The sequence below is a fragment of the Chryseosolibacter histidinae genome, assembly GCF_018598225.1.
Lineage (GTDB): Bacteria > Bacteroidota > Bacteroidia > Cytophagales > Cyclobacteriaceae > Chryseosolibacter > Chryseosolibacter histidini.
Genome location: NZ_JAHESF010000029.1, coordinates 73,029 through 90,771 on the forward strand (window position 1 = coordinate 73,029; position 17,743 = coordinate 90,771).

Here is a 17,743-nt window from a genome sequence, read left to right on the forward strand (position 1 = left end):
GAAAAATCGGGGTATCGAACGAAAGATATTAATATGTTCCAAATCCTTCATGACTTAAAAAACCTTGCGTATTATTGCGGGTAATGCCCCTACGCTTAGAAGATATAAAGGCGCCTATCGCCCGGGAGATGGAAGATTTCGAGCAGAAGTTCCGCGCTTCCATGAAAACGCGTGTCCTGCTGCTGGATAAGATCATGAGCTACATCGTGAAGCGCAAAGGCAAGCAGATGCGGCCCATGTTCGTGTTCCTCAGCGCCGGCACCTGTGGCAAGATCACCGAGTCTACCTTCAGGGGCGCTTCGTTGATCGAGCTCCTGCACACCGCCACCCTGGTGCATGACGACGTGGTGGACGAAGCCAATTACAGACGTGGATTTTTTTCAGTCAATGCACTGTGGAAAAACAAGGTAGCCGTTCTTGTAGGCGATTTTTTACTCTCCCGCGGAATGATGCTGGCGCTCGAAAATAAAGACTACGATCTGCTCAGTATTGTGAACGACGCTGTGCGCGAGATGAGCGAGGGCGAGCTGCTGCAGATCGAAAAATCGCGCCGGCTCGATATCACCGAAGATATATACTATGAGATCATCCGCCAGAAGACCGCGTCATTGATCTCCTCGTGCTGCGGCATCGGTGCAAGCTCATCCGGTGCGCCGGAAGATGTTGTGAAAAAGATGCGTGTGTTCGGAGAAAAGATCGGCATGGCCTTCCAGATCAAGGACGACCTCTTCGACTACGGAGAGATGGAGATCGGCAAACCCGTGGGCATCGACATCCGCGAAAAGAAAATGACCCTGCCGCTGATCTATGCGCTCTCCAGGTCGGGATGGCTGGAGAAAAGAAAGATCATCAGCATCGTGAAAAACGAAAGCGATAAACCGAAGAAGGTTAAAGAGGTGATCGCGTATGTCAAACAATCGGGAGGCATCGAATACGCCGTTCAGACCATGAACAAATATCACCAGGAAGCGCTCACCATTATCAAAGACTTTCCTGATTCCGCGTACAAGAACTCGCTTGTGCAGCTTGTGCAGTTTACGATTGATCGAACGAATTAGTCGTCAGACCACTGCGCGCCGGCCGCGCTCAGGCAGTGGTCCGACGACTGACCTGCGCGCAAGTGTCCGACAACAAAAAAAACCGCCCCTGTGAGAGAGCGGTTTTAACCTAAACCTAAATCTATGAGAAACCTAGTGTAATTCTATTCTGGTTCTACCGGCTTCTAGCACCGCGTAATCTTTCCAGGTCTGGTAAAGCGACGGTTCGAGCGCTGTGAGTGCCGGGCCGGTGTTGTCAGGTACATAAGCACCTTCCGTTTGCCACCACTTCTTGGCGTTGTCTTTTGCCGATTTTTTATCGATGTTCTCAAAAAGGTTGATGCAAGAGTCAGAGATCATCCAGGGCTTGTCTACACTGCTGTATTTTTCGAAGATCAGGCTGCGCATCCGCGTGCCGCTTTCCTGATTCTTAAAGTGCGATACGGAATAAGAAAGCGTTTCAGGCTCTGTCATGATCATATCCCAATACTTCTTCGAGGCAATTACCTGGGCCGTTGTGAGCAAATATCCGAAGCCATTCTCGATCTGCTCCTTCGTGATGGGGCAGCGAGCTTTCAAAGCTGGTTTCTTCTTTCCTAGTAGTTTTTCTAAAAAGGCCATAATGCGAAATCGGGTTTTAGGTTCATCTTCACTCCCTATATGATACTCCACAAAGGGTGAATAGTTGCATATAAGACTAAAAAAAGGTTCAAAATGTTACAAACGGCTGAAATTTAGGGTTATACAGATCCGTTTCCTGGTCCAACGAAAGCCTCTAAAAGCCCCGTTGTGTACACTTCTGGACGGACAGCTGTACGGTTTTGTACTACAGTTTCGGCGTACCCTTAGCCTTCTCCATCCGCTCATGCTGGATCAGGAAATCCTCAACCTTATCGGCAGGGATCTTTTTGCCGATGATCTTCTTCCGCTGATCCAGAATATAAAGTGACGGTGTGGTGATGGCATCGTACAGGTCCTGGTAATGACCCACATACGTCCGTGGCCCGTTCACCGTGATCCACTTCATCTTCATCTCTTTGATGTAATCGCGCATCTTCGCCATAGACGTGTCTGCGCTCACAGCATATACTTCCACATCGAATTTTTTGGTGTTGTAAAAGTTCACCAGCTTGGGCGTCTCCTCTTTGCAATGACCACAGTCGGGATCAAAGATGAACAGCACGGTGTACTTGTTCTTGATATCGTACATCGACCGCGGTTTGAAGTTGCTGTCCTGCATGATCAGGTTAGGCCCTGTTCTTCCCACCAGGCTCTTGCGTAAACGGTCTGCTGTTTCTTTCAGGGTCTGCTTCAGCTTGTCATTGGCCCAGAAGTCCATATCGCCCTTTGCAAAATACCTGTCGTAGAGGTTTACAAACACTTCGTCAAGTCCCATGATCTCGGGCTGCTGGTATTTGAGAATACATACCCATACGGCATACTTGTAGGTCTCCTGATTCTTCTTGGCTTTGGCCACCAGCTTCTCGATTGCCTTTGTAACTGAATCGGCCTGGGGCACAAACAGCTTGTCGAGGTACTCATTGATCTTCTCCTGGTAGACAGACCGTGGCATACGGATGAGCGCGTCATCGGCCAGGTCAAAGTGATCGAAGAAATGCTCGCGGTACCAGCGCAGCTGGAAAGTGGAGTCGATCGATCCGTTTGGTTTCTTGGGGGCATCGGGGATCTTTACCGGCTTGCTTGATTTGAAGATCCTGGCCGTAACCGTGGCTGGATATTTATTGATGATGCCGTCCTGGTAAGCCGTTACCTTGTCGTTGATCTTGTTAAAACCGGCTTTCGCGTCTTTTTTCTGGTTTTCACTTAAACTGCTGTCTTTCAGCACTTTAATGAAAGGTTCGGCTTCTTTGTGCCGCTCCATGTTAAAGACCATGTTCTCAAAGAACAGCTTGTTGTCGAGGTCGCCCGTAACCACCATGTTCTTTACATAATCATCGGTGCTGGTAGCCATGGAAAAATGCTGGTTGCTTCCCATCACCATTTCGAAGATGCGCGTCTTGTTCAGCACCAGGAAATAGACCCCCTGCGGCAGCGCCTGTTTGCCGTCGAAGAAAAACTCACCCTTGCTGTTCACTTTGGCGGTATCCTTAACGAAGGTACTTTCACCATAATAGTATCCCAGGTAGATGGTGGTGTCTTTCAGTCCGTTGACCTTGAACTGAAGCTTGTAGCCGGGTTGGGCAAAACAAACGGCAGAAGTTAAGAGACAAAGCAGGCTAAAGAGGGAAATACGCATAACGTTTTATCTGATTAGATATACAAATTTCTGATTTTCAGCCGATCCAAACAATCAGCTGTAATGAATAAGCTGTGATTGCGTTTTTGTGAGCTGGTCTTTAACAAAAATTAACAATTTCCACGAGCTAAAGCGCGTGGCTAATCGTGGAATATTTTTCATTACTTTTGCCATCTTCAAATGTCACTGACCGTTCAGCACCTTACCAAGATCTACGGCTCACAGAAGGCTGTGAACAACATCTCCTTTTCTGTTAACAAGGGGGAGATCGTGGGTTTTTTGGGACCCAATGGTGCGGGCAAGTCAACCACCATGAAGATCGCTACCGGCTACCTACCACCTACGGAGGGCGAGATCTTTGTCGGCGGACTGGCCGTTACTGCCAGGCCTATAGAAGTGAAACGCATCACGGGCTACCTGCCGGAGCATAACCCCCTGTACCTCGACCTGTACGTGCATGAATACCTGAGCTTTGCAGGAAAACTGTATGGGTTCAAGGGGAAATTGCTGAAGCAGCGGGTGGCGGAGATGGTAGAGCTTTGTGGCCTTACCCGCGAGCAGAACAAAAAGATCGAAGCGCTTTCGAAAGGTTATCGGCAGCGGGTGGGACTGGCGCAGGCACTCATCCACGATCCGCAGGTATTGATCCTCGACGAGCCGACGTCAGGCCTCGACCCCAACCAGCTGCTGGAGATCAGAAAGCTTATCCGCGACATCAGTGCCAATAAGACCGTGATCTTCTCCACACACATCATGCAGGAAGTACAGGCGCTGTGCGATAGGGTGGTGGTGATCAACAAAGGCGAGATCGTGGCAGACGACAGGCTTGAAAACCTGATGGCCAGAAGAGCAGACGCTCCGGGTATCATCGTTGAATTTGAAAATGAAGTGTCAACTGATTCGCTGAGCGCATTGCCCGGTGTTGTCAGTGTGACCAGGCTCGCCACCACAGCGGGCGTGCACCAGTATAAAGTACAACCCGTAGCCGGGGCGGATGTGCGGGCGGAGATCTTCCGTTTTGCCGCCGATCAAAAATTGTCGCTCATCGGTCTCCGGCAGGAGGAAGGATCGTTAGAGAATATTTTCCGTGAACTTACCACCCATGCTCCAGGTCTTAGCTAAAGAGTTCAGCAGCTATCTCAATTCGCTGATCGCCTACATCGTGATCGGTGTGTTCCTGACAGGCATGGGCCTGCTCATGTGGATGTTCCCTGAAACCTCGGTGCTGGAGTATGGTTATGCCGATATGTTCACCCTCTTCTCGCTCGGGCCGTACATTTTTATTTTCCTCATCCCGGCCATTACCATGCGCAGCTTTGCGGAAGAGAAAAAAGCCGGAACCATGGAGCTGCTGCTGACCAAACCATTGTCTGACTGGGATATCATCCTTGGAAAATACTTCGCTTGTTTTCTGCTAGTGCTGCTGGCGCTGGTGCCTACCATCATTTATTATTTTTCCATCGCTGCATTGGGCAATCCCGCGGGCAATATTGATACGCCAGGTGTTACCGGTTCGTACATCGGGCTCGCTTTGCTGGGCGGGGTCTTCTGTGCGGTAGGCATCTTTGCTTCATCGGTCACACCCAATCAGATCGTCTCCTTTATTCTGGCGGCGTTTCTCTGTTACCTTTTCTTTTCAGGATTTGAATCCATTGCATTGGTTAATGTCTGGTCGGTCAATGTTCTGTTCATCAAACAGCTGGGACTGTTGTATCACTACGATGCGCTGGGCAAGGGGCTGATCGATTCAAGGGACCTGGTTTATTTCTTCAGCGTTATTGCATTCATGTTACTCATCACACGCGTTACACTGGGGGCAAGGTCATGGTAAACTGGAAAAGCAAAAAGCTGAGCGATATGCTGATGCTGGCCAACGGGCTGGTGCTGCTGGTGCTGATCAATATCGTTTCATCCATACTTTTTTTCAGGGCCGACCTGACGGAAGAAAAACGTTACTCTATCAAGGAACCAACCAAGGCGCTGCTCCGAGACCTCGACGACGACGTGTACATCGAAGTATACCTCGAGGGTGATATCAATGCCGGCTTCCGAAGATTTCAGACGGCCATCCGCGAGACCCTGGAAGAGTTCAGGGTATACTCCGGCAACAAAATAAGATACGCGTTCATCGATCCGGCCATCGCTACCGGTCAGAAAGCCCGGAATGAGTTTATGGCCGAGCTCGCGTCCAAAGGCATTCAGCCCACCCGTGTGTTCGATAACCGCGACGGACAAAGAACTGAAAAGCTGGTGTTCCCCGGCGCGCTCATCAGTTATGGCGGCGCTGAAACCGGCGTGAACCTGCTGACCTCTAACCTAGGTACATCGTCAGAAGAAAAGCTCAACCGGTCTATCGAAGGTATCGAGTTCGAGTTGGCCCATGCCATTTACAAACTTACGGTTGAAACACCGAAGCGCATCGGCCTGGTGCGGGGGCATGGTGAGCTTGACGGCGCGCAGGCCATGGCGTTCAGAAGTGCCCTGCAGGAAGTCTACGATGTCGTAGACGTATCGTTAAGCGCCGGCAACCTCGATGATTTCGATGCGCTCGTTGTTGCCAAACCCACGACAACTTTTTCAGAAATTGAAAAATACAGGCTCGATCAGTATATCATGCGTCGTGGCAATGTGCTGTTGCTGCTGGATAAGCTCGAGGCTTCGATGGACAGCGCCTCACGTGAAGATTACTTTGCTTTTCCTTACAACCTGAACCTTGACGACCAGCTGTTCAAGTATGGTGTCAGGATCAATATGGACCTCGTGCAGGACCGGTCTTCCGGATTGACTCCCGTGGTGACGGGACAGTCTGGCAGCAAACCTGAAATCCAGCTGATGGAGTGGCCGTTCTTTCCGTTGATCAACCGGTATGCCGATCATTCCATTACACACAATCTAGACGCGGTAGTCATGCGCTTCGCCAGCAGCATCGACACGGTGAAGGCTGACGGGATCCGCAAGACGCCGCTGCTCTTTACATCACAATACTCCCGTACCCTTACCGCGCCCGTTAATGTGAGCATTCCGGCGCTGCGGCGTGACATAAAACCCGAAAATTATTCGAAACAATTTATCCCGGTAGGGTATCTGCTGGAAGGACAGTTCACATCACTTTTCAGGAATCGCTTCCTGCCGGAAGGAGCGGACAAGGCGAGCTTCACGGCAGCGGGCGGACCCGCGAAAATTATTGTGGTAGCGGATGGCGATCTTGCGGCCAACGCGGTACATCCCAGAACACGGCAACCGCAGCCCCTGGGCTTCGATGTGTTTACCAACTACACGTACGCCAATCAGGATCTGCTGATGAACATGCTGGCGTATCTCACCGATGAGAACGGCCTGATCAAGGCGCGCAATAAAGAGATCAAGATACGTCCGCTCGACCGCCAGAAAGTGGCATCAGAGAAGCTCAAGTGGCAGCTGATCAACCTCGCCCTTCCGCTGGTGGTGCTGGTTGCCTTCGGTACTGCGCGCGCGTTTGTGAGAAAGAAACGTTATGCCAGTTTTTAGTATGCAGGAACAGAAGAACAAAAGGCTTGCGATCTCTTTGCTGGTGCTGATCGGCATCACGGTGGCGGTATACTGGCTGAGCACGGCTGAAAGAACCGAAAACATAGACAAGGATCTTTTCCGGGTGGCTGACCTGACAACGGCAGACCGGGTTGTGCTGGAGTCGCCAAACGGGAAAGTGGCGCTCACCTTTAATGGCACGCGCTGGAAAGTGAATGACCGATATGATGCTGACCGCGATATGATCGATGTGCTGATGGCCACCCTGCGCGAAGCGGAGCCCAAACGTCCCGTTGCGGCCTCGGTGCAGGACTCGCTGAGCGCGCAGCTTGACAAGAATGGCGTAAAGGTTTCAGTTTGGTCAGGAGGGCAAACGTTGAAACGTTTTACGGCGGGCGGAAACGAGCTGAAGACACAGGCCTATTTCAAAAATGAGCAAACCGGTCAGGTTTATGTGATGACCATTCCGGGATATAGAGTATATGTTGCAGGCATCCTGGAGCTGACGGAGAACCAGTGGCGCGATAAGTATGCGTTTGCCTTCAACTGGCGCAACTTTGTAAGCCTGCAAGCCGAATTCCCGGACAAACCCGCTGAAAATTTCAAGGTTGCGATGCAGGGAAAGCTCTTTGGTATTGAAGGATTGGCCCGTACCGATACCGCAAAGCTGAACACGTTTCTGGATCAGGTGTCCTTACTCACTGTGAATGAGTATCTTGAACCGGGAAAGTATACCGATAGCCTTACCCAGGTGAAGCCTCTGATGACCATCACCGTTCAGGATATTGCAAAAAGGGAATATTCGCTGTCGATTTTCAGGGACGGGACCGGCGTGGTGCCGGGGCTGCTGCAGAAAAAACAGGGTGCTGTTTTCAATCGGCTCAAGATCCAGCCTATTCTGCGACCTAAATCGTTTTTTCAGGCCCGGGAGCGCTGATTTTTAATTTTTTTTTGAGCTGAAGTCCGGGTTTTAAAATTCGGTTTTCTTTATAACTTTACCCCGCTATAACCAAAATCACTTTTTCCTAATGAAGTTTATCGTTAACTCCGCTTACTTGCTTAAGCAACTCTCCAATATTAACGGTGTGATCACAACAAACCCTGTGGTTCCTATTCTCGAGAACTTCCTGTTTGAACTCGAAAAAGGTGGCCTTACGGTAACAGCTTCAGACCTGCAGACGTCCATGATCACTGAGCTTCAGGTTGAGAGCAAGGAAAAAGGTAGCATCGCTGTTCCGGCCCGTATCCTGCTGGATACCCTGAAGAACCTTCCGGAGCAGCCTGTAACATTCTCCATCGACGAGTCAACGTACAGCATAGAGATCATCTCCGACAACGGACGTTATAAGCTTTCGGGTGAAAATGCTACGGACTTCCCGAAAGTTCCTACCGTATCGAACGACTTCTCAGCGGAAATAGCATCCGAGGTCCTGTCAAGGGCTGTGAACAATACCATCTTTGCCACCAGCAACGATGAGCTTCGTCCTGCCATGACCGGTGTTTACGTGAACCTCGGTGAAAAGAATACCACTTTCGTTGCTACCGATGGCCACCGCCTGGTGCGCTACAGGAGAACGGATGTGAAATCAGACAACGGTAACGCCATCATCATCCCCCGCAAAGCGCTGAACCTGCTGAAGGCTACCTTGCCTACTGAAAATACAGAGGTAAGCCTGAACTTCAACATGTCTAACGCGTTCTTCAAATTCGGCAACATCCGTATGATCTGCCGCCTTATCGATGAACGTTTCCCTGATTATGAAAATGTGATCCCTTCCGGGAACAACATTAAAATGACGATCAGCAGAACCGACATCCTCGGCGCACTGAAACGTATTTCCATTTACGCCAATAAAACCACACACCAGGTACGTCTGAAGATCACCGGCAGCGAGCTGCAGATCTCCGCCGAAGACCTCGATTTCTCCAACGAAGCCAATGAGCGCTTATCGTGCGAGCACGAAGGCGAAGACATCGAGATCGGCTTCAATGCGAAGTTCCTGGTGGAGATGCTTACCAACATGGATTCTGACCAGATCAGGCTCACCATGTCTGCTCCCAACAAGGCAGGCGTGATCTATCCTGCAGAAAAGGATGCGGCCGAAGATATCCTCATGCTGGTGATGCCGGTGATGCTGAACCAGTATGTTTAAAATGTATTCAGTAAGCCGTATTCAGTAATCAGTTTTGAGCGTTTACGTTTTACGGTGTGTCACTGCTCCTGGTTACCGATCACCGATTACTGACTACCGATTACCACTCACAGACCTAACCATTGATGATGCAGCGTTTCATAATACTGTTAGCAATGGTGCTTATTTCCGGCACCTGCCTGGCGCAGGAGCTCACTTTAACAGGCGTTACTTCTGAACATGTCAGCCCGTTGTTTCTGAAGCAGTCACAACCTGTCCAGGGCATGGTGGCTGCGCCCCGTGGATTGCGCATGCGAAACACAGGCCGTGCGCTTACCATTGGCGGTGGTGCGTTGGCCCTCGGCGGTATCATTCTGATGAACAATGCAGACGAGCTCTATTACAGCACCACGTCGACCCAGCAGGGCACAGTGGAAGAGGGCGACCCCAAAGGTGCCTTAGGCGTGCTGATGACCATAACCGGTGTGGGCGCGATGGTACCTGGCATTATCTTCTGGTCTAAAGGTCAAAAGAAATACAACCGTTATCTCGAGCAGCAGCGTGTTTCGCTGAACGCGGGAGCGCGTGGGTTATCGCTGCGCTATTCGTTCTGAGAGACTGGTCCATGGTCCATAGTCCATAGTCCATGGTAGTGCAGTATGAAGTCCACGGTTACGGCCATGGACCATCGACCATGGTCTATGGACTTCTCATTACAAAGCTCCCCGCTTCCCAATCTCGATCACCTCCATATTCTTAACATCCCGGCCCACGATCTCAAAACGCACGAGTGTTTTGACGGTGTGAAAGCCGTGATTGCCGGCAGCGCCAGGGTTGAGGTAAAGCATGTTGTTGAAGGCAGGATCTTTTTTGATACGGAGGATGTGGGAGTGGCCACAGATAAAGATATCAGGCGCCTGTGTTTTTAATAGTTTTTTTACCCGTGGATTATAATTCGGAGGCACGCCGCCGATGTGGGTGATCCATACAGACAGGTCTTCGCACTGGAAGCGCAGGTCTTCCGGGAACCTCAACTGAAGATCTTTGCCATCGATGTTGCCGAATACAGCACGCAGGGGTTTGAATTTCTCCAACGCATCCGCCACAGCAGCCTCGCCGATATCGCCGGCATGCCATACTTCATCGCACTGGCTGAAGTAATCGAAGACCTTGGTGTCGAGATAGCTGTGCGTGTCTGAAAGCAAACCGATTTTCATGGGGTAAAAATAGCTACAAAACCGGTATCCTGAGTGGCGGCTGGCGCTGCAGGTTTTGTGGGAACGAAGGATCTCCTAATCGTAACTGCGCACTTAGTCGTGCATCTGTGCTAAGCGTGAACCAGAAACTATAAGGGGGTCCTTCGCTCCGCGCAGTCCTTGCACACACGCCCTTGCTCAGGATGCCGGTAACTGATTTTTGGTTATCTTGGAAGTTGAATTCCTTCAAGGATGGCCAGGTATTTTCTTCTTTTTGTATCGTTTCTTTTTTGTGCAGGTGTTGGTGCGCAGGATCAGGGCAATGGGTTCCCGTTCGGAAAATTCTCATACATGGATCTGAACATGACCACCTATGATAAAGATAGCTCTGCCGCGGCCGTGATCCTCAATGAGTTTGGGGAGGCGTATATGAGCGAAGTAGGCGACTACAACCTTGTTTTCAGATACCATACCAGGATCAAGATCCTGAAGAAGGAGGGATTGAAATATGCCGACATCGAGATCCCCCTCAGAAAACAGGATCAGCGCATGGAAACACTCATCGCAGTGAAAGCGGTTTCTTATACGATGGAGAATGGCGTGCTGCAGCAGACCGACCTGGACCACAAGGCGGTGTTTACCGTGAACAAGAGCAAAAATATCGACATTAAAAAATTCGCGATCCCCAACGTGCGGGAGGGAAGTGTTATTGAATTTGAATATAAGCTCGAGTCGCCGTTCATCTTCAATTTCAGAACGTGGGCCTTTCAAAGTGACATCCCCAAAATGTACAGCGAGTACTGGGCCAGGATCCCCGGCAATTACATCTACAACATGACGCTTCGGGGCGTGCAAAAGCTGATCAAGAACGAGAGCGAGCTGGTGGAGGACTGCTTTCAGCCCGGCGGTGGCCAAAAGGCTGACTGCGCCCTGTACAAGTTTGCCATGAAAGACATTCCTGCATTTGTGGAGGAGGACTTCATGACGGCGAGCTCCAATTTTTTGTCGGCCATCAATTTCGAGCTTTCCGAGATCCGTTACTTCGGCGGCCGTGTTGATAAGATCACCAAGGAGTGGAAAGATGCGGAGCTTGAATTGCGTAACCACCGTGAGTTTGGTGTGCAGCTGAGACGCGGAGAGGATATTGTTGACGCGCAGATCAAGCAGCTGATCATTGGCGAACGGGATCCACTGATGAAAGCCCGAAAGATCTATGATTTCATCAAAGACTGGTATCGCTGGGATGAGACCAAAAGTATGTTCAGCGAGCTGGGCATCAAAAAAGCATTCGACCAAAAAACCGGCAATGTTGCAGATATTAACCTGTCGCTGATCGCGGCGCTACGTTATGCCGGTTTAAACGTAGAACCGGTTATACTCTCCACGCGCGAGAACGGTGTGCCGGTGGAGCTCCATCCCGTGCTCAGTGACTTTAACTATGTGGTGGCGAAAGTGAACATTGGCGATAAAGTATTTCTCGCCGATGCTACCGATGACTTTCATCCGTTCGGTCTGTTGCCCGAGCGCTGTCTCAACGGTAAGGGCAGGGTACTGGGCGAGGATCAGTCATACTGGATAGAGCTTAAGCCCGCCGACCGGGCCAAGCAGGTATCCATGCTAAGCCTTAAGCTCGGCGAAGATGGCATGATGCGCGGCACATTGCAGACCACGTACATGGGTTACGAGGCGGTGCGGCAGCGAAAAAAGGTGCATTCGTTCAGCAATCATAAAGAATACGCGGCCAGCCTTTCCAATCAATACAACCAGCTCAACATCCTGAACCTGGAGCTGATCAATACCGACGAGTTTGACAAGCCGCTGGTACAGAAGCTCGACATTGAGATCAGGGCGTATGAGAATCCCGGCACGGATAACTTTATGTTCAATCCTTTTATCCTGGGCAAGTGGGAAGAGAATCCCTTTAAATCGAACGAGCGGTTATACCCTGTTGATTTCGCCACGCCCATGGAGTATATCACCATGTTCAACCTCGAATACCCGTCACAGTTTGAGATCGTGAACCGGCCGGAAAAAACCGGGCTGTCGCTTCCAAACTCCGGCGGCCGGTACATTTACGACCTGCAAACCACTGGAAATAAACTCTCGCTGAACAATGCGCTTACCATCAGCAAGGCGTTATTCTCGTCAACGGAATATCATTACTTGAAAGAGCTGTTCGCACGCATCATCCAGGTGGAGAACGGGGATCTGATCTTTCGAAGAACCTCTCCCTAACCCTCTCCTAAGAGGAGAGGGACTCCCTTCTCCTTGAAGGAGAAGGGCCAGGGATGAGGTTGGTTCGCAGTCCATTTTCTCTCATTAACCGACGAATACGCGCGTTAGCACATTTTCCATTGGAGACCTGGAAAATCGATTGCTATTTGCGGGTTCAATTAAAAATCTGAATAACCGTATGAAGCGTGCTGCCTTGTTGTTGATCTGTGTGCTGTCTGGAGTGGGAGTTTTTGCACAAACCGCTGCGGATGCACTGAAAAGTGATAATCAAACACTCCGTGAGCGCTACCTGCTCATGAAGACCAAATCCCAGAATTACCAGGAATACAAGGTGATCAAAGAGAACGTTCTCGATGGCATGTGGAAGATCGTGCTGGATTCAGCCGCTGCCAAGCAAGCCGCCATCAATGCCTCCAAGGCTGAGATCGTTAAGCTTCAGGCCGAGCTCACCAAGAACATCGATGCCCTCAAAGCAAAGGAAGACTCCATGAAAGATATTGTGCATGCCAGCACGCATATCACTGTTCTGGGGATCTCCTTCGATAAAGGTTTCTTTGCCGGCATGGTAGGCGTGATCCTGCTGCTGGCTGGTCTGGCCATTGCCGGTGTCATCTACAGCATGAAGGTGCTGCGCCGCAACCTGACCGAAAAAGAAGACCTTGCCAACACCATCAGCGCCGAATATGAAGACTACAAGCGCAAGGCCATGGATAAGCAAACCAAGCTCTCCCGCGAGCTCCAGAACGAACGCAATAAACTGCAGGAGTTGGGAAGTCTTTGATTCTCAATTAGGGTTTTATATTGAAAACCGGCTTCGATCCGGAGTTGGAATTGTTGCCGGTTGACCAGTTGCCATTTGGAGAGAACAATATCCATCAAATCTGTTTTCCATTCCAGCGCACAAATGTGTCATTTACACGCTGAACCGGCAACTGGCAAACCGGCAACAATTAACCAACCTTATTGATACACCCTAACATACTCCACCTCCATCCGCTGTGGCCAAATGGTTTCATCAACCCCCTTGGCTCCGCCCCAGTTGCCGCCTACTGCAATGTTCATGATGAGGTGGAAGCGCTGATCGAAGGGCCAGCCTTTAAAATCATCTTTGGGGTCGCGCGTGACGGTGTGGTATAGCTGGTCGTCTACAAAAAAGTCGATCTTGTTCTCCGTCCAGTCTATCGCATAAACGTGGAAGGTATCCTGCGCATCGGCAATAGTGATCTTGCCTTCCTTCTGGGTTCCTTTCAGGTGATTGTATGCTTCGGTGTGGATGGTGCCGTGGATCACGCCGGGGTCATAGCCCACATGCTCCATGATATCGATCTCGCCACTTTCAGGCCATCCGCCATACTTCCAGTCGGTAGACAGCATCCAGATGGCAGGCCATGTTCCTTTGCCCCGCGGCAGCTTCGCTTTTGCTTCAATACGTCCATAGGTCCAATCGCCTTGCTTACGCGAAACGATCCGGGTAGAAGTATAGGCTTTCCCACCCAAAGAATCGCGGTGTGCTTCGATGATGAGCTTACCTTCTTCTACCCGCACATTCTTCTGATCTTTTGTATAGTATTCCAGCTCATTGTTACCCCATCCGCATGAATTGGGGCATCCGTCGCCCAGGTCATAGCTCCACTTTGCCGGGTCAGGTGCACCGGGCTTGTCAAACTCATCAGACCACACAAGCTTGGGATTTTTGTTGTCCTGGCAGGCGGTTAACGTCAGGATGACTGCTAGAAAAAATGTTGATAGTAGATTCATAGTGTATCCAAGATACGAAAGGTAATTGGTTGCCAGTTGCCGGTTACCAGTTGCCAGTTGAGGGAGGTGAAATTTTTCCTGTTCGGGCTCCGATCCAAAAGCGATGCAAAGCACAATAGCAAAATAAATGATGGTCTAAACCGGCTATCCGGCAACCGGCAACTGGCAACTTTTTCTAATTTCGTCTGTAACCTTCGCAGCAACCGGAGGTTTCCCATCTTGAAAACTAATGCATAGGAGTTGGAATCATTAGCGGATAATACCTTGATGCTCAGGGTGAAGGAGGGTGACCTCGACAAGCTCGGCTTGCTCTTCGAGCGCTATAAAAGGCCCTTGTTTGGCTTTTTTTATGGCATGACCAAAGATGCCGAGCTCTGTGAAGACCTCGTGCAGAACGTTTTCTTCCGGATCCTGAAATACCGCTACCTCTTTCGCGGAGAGGGCGATTTCAAAACGTGGATGTTCCATATCGCGCGTAATGTGAACCACGACCACTTCCGGAAAAATAAATGGAAGCTCAAAGAATCATTGGAGAACTGGGAAGAGCGCCTGGGCACCGATGAGAACAGGGCTACCGAATTCCAGCAGGACGAAGAGATGCAATTGCTTTCCATGGCCATGGAAAGACTGCCGGAAGACAAAAGAGAGATCCTGATGCTCAGCAAATTCCAGGACAAAAAATACAAGGAAATAGGAGAGATCATCGGGTGCTCCGAAGGCGCTGTAAAAGTAAAAGTGTTCAGAGCCTTGCAGGAGCTTAAAGAAGTATATAGAGAACTTGAAAAGCATTTATAGTATGGAAAAGGAAAAGATTCGGGAACTGATCAACAGGTATAATTCACAGCTGGCTACTACCGCGGAGATCAAACAGATCGAAACGTTGCTCGAAGCCGGAAGTATAGACCTGGACGAATTGAAAGACATCCACGCGCTGGAAGGCCAGGTGGCCAGCATGGAGTTTCCTTCTCCTACCGGTAACCTCGACGACCGGTTTTACCAGATGCTGGCCCTTGAACGGAAAGTTAAAAGCTCATTTTCCTGGCGGGGATTCTTTTCATGGCCTGAACTAGCCCCCAAGCTAGCGCTGGCCTCGGTTACACTGCTCATCGGCGTGGGCATCGGCTACCTGATGAAACCTTCGGCACCGGCCAACGCAGATCCGGGTGTGAATCAGCAGATCGCAGAGCTCAAAGAGATGGTGATGCTGTCGTTACTGGAAAAAGAATCGGCTGCCGAAAGATTAAAAGCCGTGAGCCTTACCGAACAGATGAGCGCTGCAAGCACCAAGGTTACCGGAGCCCTGCTCGAAACCCTGAACCACGACGAGAACGTGAACGTGCGGCTGGCAGCCATCGAAGCGCTGAAACCTTACGTACGCGATAACCATGTGCGTGAAGAGCTTGTCCGGTCTATTGCCAGGCAGGATTCACCCCTGGTGCAGGTTGCGCTCGCAGAAATGATGGCGGCGCTGCATGTGAAATCGTCAGTGAAAGAGCTGGAGAAGATCGTGCAGTCAGACCAGACTCCGGCGGATGTGAAGACCCGGATCAAACAAAGTATTGACATTTTAATCTGAAACGTATGAAAAAGTGTACAGCATTTGTGCTGGGAGTTCTGATGACATCCCTTGCCTGTGCCCAGCAGTTCAGCGAAAAGATCACGAAGGAATACACCTTCGAAAAGAAGACCGCAGACAATACCGTAATGGTAGCTAATATGAACGGCAACGTGAAGGTAGCCGGATATGAAGGTGACAAGATCATGCTGGAAGTGACCAGGACGATCTTTGCAAAGACCGAGGCACGCCTGGAAAAAGGCAAGCAGGAAGTTCAGCTGGGGCTGATCGACCGCGCCGATACCCTGATCTTCTATACGGAATTTGGTTGCAACACCTTCGGCAGAAAGTTCGACTACAACAAAAAAGACAAATGGAACAATGGCGGCTGGGGATACAACTGGGATTGCAACAATAACAACAGGAACTGCAGACCGGAGTACGATCATAAAATGGACTTCGTGCTGAAAGTGCCGGCCAATGTTCACGTGATCGTGAGCACCATCAACGACGGCGATATCAGCGTAGAGAACATGAAAGGATCCGTGGACGCCAACAACATTAACGGAAGTATCAGGCTTGCCAACCTCGTGCGCGAAGCGGAAGCCAGTACCATCAACGGTGATGTGGACATCGAATACACCATCAACCCGGTACAGGACTGCCGTTTCTATACACTCAATGGCGATATCAACGCTTTGTTCCAGAAGGGACTGGTGGCAAGCCTTAGCTTCGAAAGTTTCAACGGCAGCTTTTACACCAACATCGACAAGATGACACTGCTGCCAGCAAAAGTTGAGAAGTCAGAAAAAGGCGATGGCATCCGCTACAAGGTGCATGGCAACCGGTACCAGGTAGGGAATGGAGGAGGAGCTTTCCTCGACTTCGAGACCTTCAATGGCAATGTTTACCTGAAAGAGAAAACAAATTGATTTGAAAATAAGCAGCGCGCATAAACACAAAATGATTACTCGATCTTTAAAATTTAAAATAATGAAAAAGCAAATATTGATAGTTGGATTAGTGCTGATAACGATTGGAATGATATTGATCACCGCATCTGTCACCCATGCGCAGAGCAATGAATTTACAATACCGTTGACAGATCCAGCCAAAAGAGGGAAATTAAAAGCTTCGCTCCATACAGGCTCGATCACAATAAAAGGCACAACACGCAAGGATGTACTGGTAAAATATCGTTCGGAAGATGAGGAAGATGACGACGATCGTGATGATAAGAGGGCTTCCGATGGCCTGAAGCGCGTCAGCGGCGGTGGTATGGACCTCGAAGCTTCCGAGATCAACAACAGTGTACGGGTTGGCTCAGGTGGTGGAAGCAATAATAACATACACCTTGAGATAGAGGTACCTTCGGGATTCGACCTCGATGTAAGCACCCATAATGACGGCGACCTGATGATCACCAACATTCAGGGCGAGCTCGAGCTCAAAAATCATAACGGAAAGATCACGGCGCTCAATATCTCCGGAGCGGTGCTGGCCACAAGCTACAACGACGATATCAAAGTAACCTTTGATAAAGTGACAGAGAACATGCCGATGTCGTTCAGCACGTATAACGGCAATCTCGACCTCACTTTCCCTGCTTCGCTCAAGGCCAGCTTTAAGATGAAGACAGAGCAGGGCGACATCTACACAGGCTTCGATATGAACATCACCAGCACTGGCCCCGTGCAGAAGAAAGACACCAAATCCGGCACCTTCAAGATCGTGATCGATGACTGGAAAAAAGGTGACGTGAATGGCGGCGGCCCAGAGTTCACGTTGAAGAATTACAATGGTGATATTTACGTGAGGAAGAAATAGAAGTAAGGAGCCAGGAGTAAGGAGAGGCGGGTTGCTTCGCGATGACGGTGGAGTTAAGAGGAGTGGAGAAGTAAGCGTGGGGCAGTATCGATTTTTACAATACGGATTCAATGAAAAGAGCCGGGTGAGAGCCTGGCTTTTTTTTGTGGGCTGCGTCGTCAGACCACTGCAGGTGGGGGCGCCATTTTTGGCCGGGGTGGGTGGGGGTGGGGGTTTAACAAAGACCCGCCCCCCCGGCA

General features: G+C 50.2%; 17 protein-coding genes. 13 read left to right on the plus strand and 4 right to left on the minus strand.

Annotated features, from left to right (window positions below; translation table 11 throughout):
• Positions 1–83 precede the first annotated feature (83 nt).
• A complete protein-coding gene (locus KK083_RS23025) occupies positions 84–1,058 on the plus strand; it encodes a polyprenyl synthetase family protein (RefSeq protein ID WP_254167945.1) in 975 nt (324 codons plus the stop codon).
• A 132-nt stretch (positions 1,059–1,190) separates the two neighbouring features.
• Here the strand turns inward: KK083_RS23025 and KK083_RS23030 are convergent, their stop codons facing one another.
• Together KK083_RS23030 and KK083_RS23035 are read right to left on the minus strand one after the other, a co-directional pair.
• A complete protein-coding gene (locus tag KK083_RS23030; RefSeq protein ID WP_254167947.1) occupies positions 1,191–1,658 on the minus strand; it encodes a hypothetical protein in 468 nt (155 codons plus the stop codon).
• Positions 1,659–1,863: 205 nt separating this feature from the next.
• Complete coding sequence (locus KK083_RS23035) at positions 1,864–3,294, minus strand: redoxin domain-containing protein (RefSeq protein WP_254167949.1); 1,431 nt, start codon at positions 3,292–3,294, stop codon at positions 1,864–1,866.
• 180 nt (positions 3,295–3,474) lie between these two features.
• On the opposite strand from KK083_RS23035, the gene gldA reads away from it, so the two are divergent.
• The 6 genes from gldA to KK083_RS23065 all read left to right on the plus strand — a co-directional run bounded on the left by gldA (position 3,475) and on the right by KK083_RS23065 (position 9,547).
• Positions 3,475–4,416, plus strand: coding sequence for a gliding motility-associated ABC transporter ATP-binding subunit GldA (gene gldA, locus KK083_RS23040; RefSeq protein ID WP_254167951.1), 942 nt, complete (start codon positions 3,475–3,477; stop codon positions 4,414–4,416).
• Positions 4,397–5,125 carry a gliding motility-associated ABC transporter permease subunit GldF gene (gldF, locus tag KK083_RS23045; protein WP_254167953.1) on the plus strand — a complete coding sequence of 243 codons (729 nt, stop codon included), beginning with the start codon at positions 4,397–4,399 and terminating at the stop codon, positions 5,123–5,125. Before gldA ends, gldF begins: the two co-directional genes overlap by 20 nt.
• Complete coding sequence (gldG, locus tag KK083_RS23050; protein WP_254167955.1) at positions 5,119–6,801, plus strand: gliding motility-associated ABC transporter substrate-binding protein GldG; 1,683 nt, start codon at positions 5,119–5,121, stop codon at positions 6,799–6,801. Before gldF ends, gldG begins: the two co-directional genes overlap by 7 nt.
• On the plus strand, positions 6,788–7,738 hold the full coding sequence (locus KK083_RS23055; RefSeq protein WP_254167957.1) for a DUF4340 domain-containing protein: 951 nt from the start codon (positions 6,788–6,790) through the stop codon (positions 7,736–7,738). Before gldG ends, KK083_RS23055 begins: the two co-directional genes overlap by 14 nt.
• A 91-nt stretch (positions 7,739–7,829) precedes the next feature.
• Positions 7,830–8,954, plus strand: a complete 1,125-nt coding sequence (gene dnaN / locus KK083_RS23060) for a DNA polymerase III subunit beta (RefSeq protein WP_254167959.1) — start codon at positions 7,830–7,832, stop codon at positions 8,952–8,954.
• Positions 8,955–9,109: 155 nt separating this feature from the next.
• Positions 9,110–9,547: a hypothetical protein gene (locus KK083_RS23065; protein ID WP_254167961.1), complete on the plus strand. Its 438-nt coding sequence runs from the start codon at positions 9,110–9,112 to the stop codon at positions 9,545–9,547.
• Positions 9,548–9,646: 99 nt separating this feature from the next.
• Here KK083_RS23065 and KK083_RS23070 read toward each other — a convergent pair whose 3' ends face one another.
• The gene (locus tag KK083_RS23070; RefSeq protein ID WP_254167962.1) at positions 9,647–10,150 is read right to left on the minus strand and encodes a metallophosphoesterase family protein; all 504 of its coding nucleotides are present in this window, start codon (positions 10,148–10,150) and stop codon (positions 9,647–9,649) included.
• Positions 10,151–10,381: 231 nt separating this feature from the next.
• On the opposite strand from KK083_RS23070, the gene KK083_RS23075 reads away from it, so the two are divergent.
• Complete coding sequence (locus KK083_RS23075; RefSeq protein WP_254167963.1) at positions 10,382–12,364, plus strand: DUF3858 domain-containing protein; 1,983 nt, start codon at positions 10,382–10,384, stop codon at positions 12,362–12,364.
• A gap of 178 nt (positions 12,365–12,542) precedes the next feature.
• The gene (locus KK083_RS23080) at positions 12,543–13,145 is read left to right on the plus strand and encodes a hypothetical protein (RefSeq protein ID WP_254167964.1); all 603 of its coding nucleotides are present in this window, start codon (positions 12,543–12,545) and stop codon (positions 13,143–13,145) included.
• 179 nt (positions 13,146–13,324) lie between these two features.
• On the opposite strand, the gene KK083_RS23085 is transcribed toward KK083_RS23080, so the two are convergent.
• Positions 13,325–14,122 (minus strand): glycoside hydrolase family 16 protein, encoded by a 798-nt coding sequence (locus tag KK083_RS23085; protein ID WP_254167965.1) that lies wholly within the window; start codon positions 14,120–14,122, stop codon positions 13,325–13,327.
• Positions 14,123–14,362: 240 nt separating this feature from the next.
• Between KK083_RS23085 and KK083_RS23090 the strand changes: the two genes are divergently transcribed.
• The 4 genes from KK083_RS23090 to KK083_RS23105 all read left to right on the plus strand — a co-directional run bounded on the left by KK083_RS23090 (position 14,363) and on the right by KK083_RS23105 (position 17,504).
• Positions 14,363–14,917: an RNA polymerase sigma factor gene (locus KK083_RS23090; RefSeq protein WP_254167966.1), complete on the plus strand. Its 555-nt coding sequence runs from the start codon at positions 14,363–14,365 to the stop codon at positions 14,915–14,917.
• A gap of 1 nt (position 14,918) precedes the next feature.
• On the plus strand, positions 14,919–15,698 hold the full coding sequence (locus KK083_RS23095; RefSeq protein WP_254167967.1) for a HEAT repeat domain-containing protein: 780 nt from the start codon (positions 14,919–14,921) through the stop codon (positions 15,696–15,698).
• Between the two features lie 5 nt (positions 15,699–15,703).
• A complete protein-coding gene (locus KK083_RS23100; protein ID WP_254167969.1) occupies positions 15,704–16,609 on the plus strand; it encodes a DUF4097 family beta strand repeat-containing protein in 906 nt (301 codons plus the stop codon).
• Positions 16,610–16,718: 109 nt separating this feature from the next.
• Positions 16,719–17,504 carry a DUF4097 family beta strand repeat-containing protein gene (locus KK083_RS23105; RefSeq protein ID WP_254167971.1) on the plus strand — a complete coding sequence of 262 codons (786 nt, stop codon included), beginning with the start codon at positions 16,719–16,721 and terminating at the stop codon, positions 17,502–17,504.
• Positions 17,505–17,743 lie beyond the last annotated feature (239 nt).